The following is a 1,432-nucleotide window of genomic DNA, read 5'->3' as shown; positions in this document are numbered from 1 at the left end:
TGACGTTCGAAGCCCTTCTTTCTGATCACTGGGTCAGAATTGCTCTTTAACAATTCGGATGAGATTGAAACACGAAGCTTTGTTCTTCTAGTTCAGAACAGAGTTTCAGCGATAACGATCAAGCGTTATCCGGTGTGTCGTTGAAGTGGTTGTGTATAGCTTCAGTCGACTGTCTCTGAATCTCGTCAAACGATGAGAGATCTTTTGTCACTTCGGTGGCAATCGGGCTCTTATGGTGTGATGAGGCACAGGTCAGTTGTCTTGGGGTTATATAGTCAAGCAACTAAGCGCATACGGTGGATGCCTTGGCAGTCAGAGGCGATGAAAGACGTTGAAGCCTGCGATAAGGCTCGGGGAGCTGGCAAACAAGCTATGATCCGGGCATCTCTGAATGGGGAAACCCACCGACTTTCGGGTCGGTATCTTACGCTGAATACATAGGCGTAAGAGGCGAACTCGGGGAACTGAAACATCTAATTACCCGAAGGAAAAGAAATCAACCGAGATTCCCTCAGTAGCGGCGAGCGAACGGGGACCAGCCCTTAAGCTGGACAACTGGTAGGAGAAGGCCCTGGAAAGAGCCGCCATAGTGGGTGATAGCCCCGTATCCGAAACCTGAGTCCAGTGAAAACGAGTAGGACGGGTCACGTGTAATCCTGTCTGAACATGGGGGGACCATCCTCCAAGGCTAAATACTCCTGACTGACCGATAGTGAACCAGTACCGTGAGGGAAAGGCGAAAAGAACCCCTGTGAGGGGAGTGAAATAGACCCTGAAACCGTATGCGTACAAGCAGTCGGAGCGGACTTGTTCCGTGACGGCGTACCTTTTGTATAATGGGTCAGCGACTTATGTTCAGTGGCGAGGTTAACCGTTTAGGGGAGCCGTAGGGAAACCGAGTCTGAATAGGGCGATTTAGTCGCTGGGCATAGACCCGAAACCGGGCGATCTATCCATGAGCAGGGTGAAGGTGCCGTAACAGGCACTGGAGGCCCGAACCCACTGTCGTTGAAAAGCCAGGGGATGACTTGTGGATCGGAGTGAAAGGCTAATCAAGCCCGGAGATAGCTGGTTCTCCCCGAAAGCTATTTAGGTAGCGCCTCGGACGAATACCACTGGGGGTAGAGCACTGTTTCGGCTAGGGGGTCATCCCGACTTACCAACCCGATGCAAACTCCGAATACCAGTGAGTACTATCCGGGAGACACACAGCGGGTGCTAACGTCCGTTGTGAAGAGGGAAACAACCCAGACCGCCAGCTAAGGTCCCCAAGTACCAGTTAAGTGGGAAACGATGTGGGAAGGCTCAGACAGCTAGGAGGTTGGCTTAGAAGCAGCCATCCTTTAAAGAAAGCGTAATAGCTCACTAGTCGAGTCGGCCTGCGCGGAAGATGTAACGGGGCTCAAACTGGTCACCGAAGCTGCGGCTGCAT

General features: G+C 52.2%; 1 rRNA gene. It reads left to right on the top strand.

From position 1 onward, the window contains the following. Positions 1 to 273: 273 nt before the first annotated feature. Positions 274 to 1,432 (top strand): 23S ribosomal RNA (locus tag IE079_RS18645); the annotation flags it as partial.

It is taken from the genome of Marinobacter zhanjiangensis (genome assembly GCF_014651935.1).
Lineage (GTDB): Bacteria > Pseudomonadota > Gammaproteobacteria > Pseudomonadales > Oleiphilaceae > Marinobacter > Marinobacter zhanjiangensis.
This window is presented reverse-complemented; position numbering and strand designations above follow the sequence as displayed.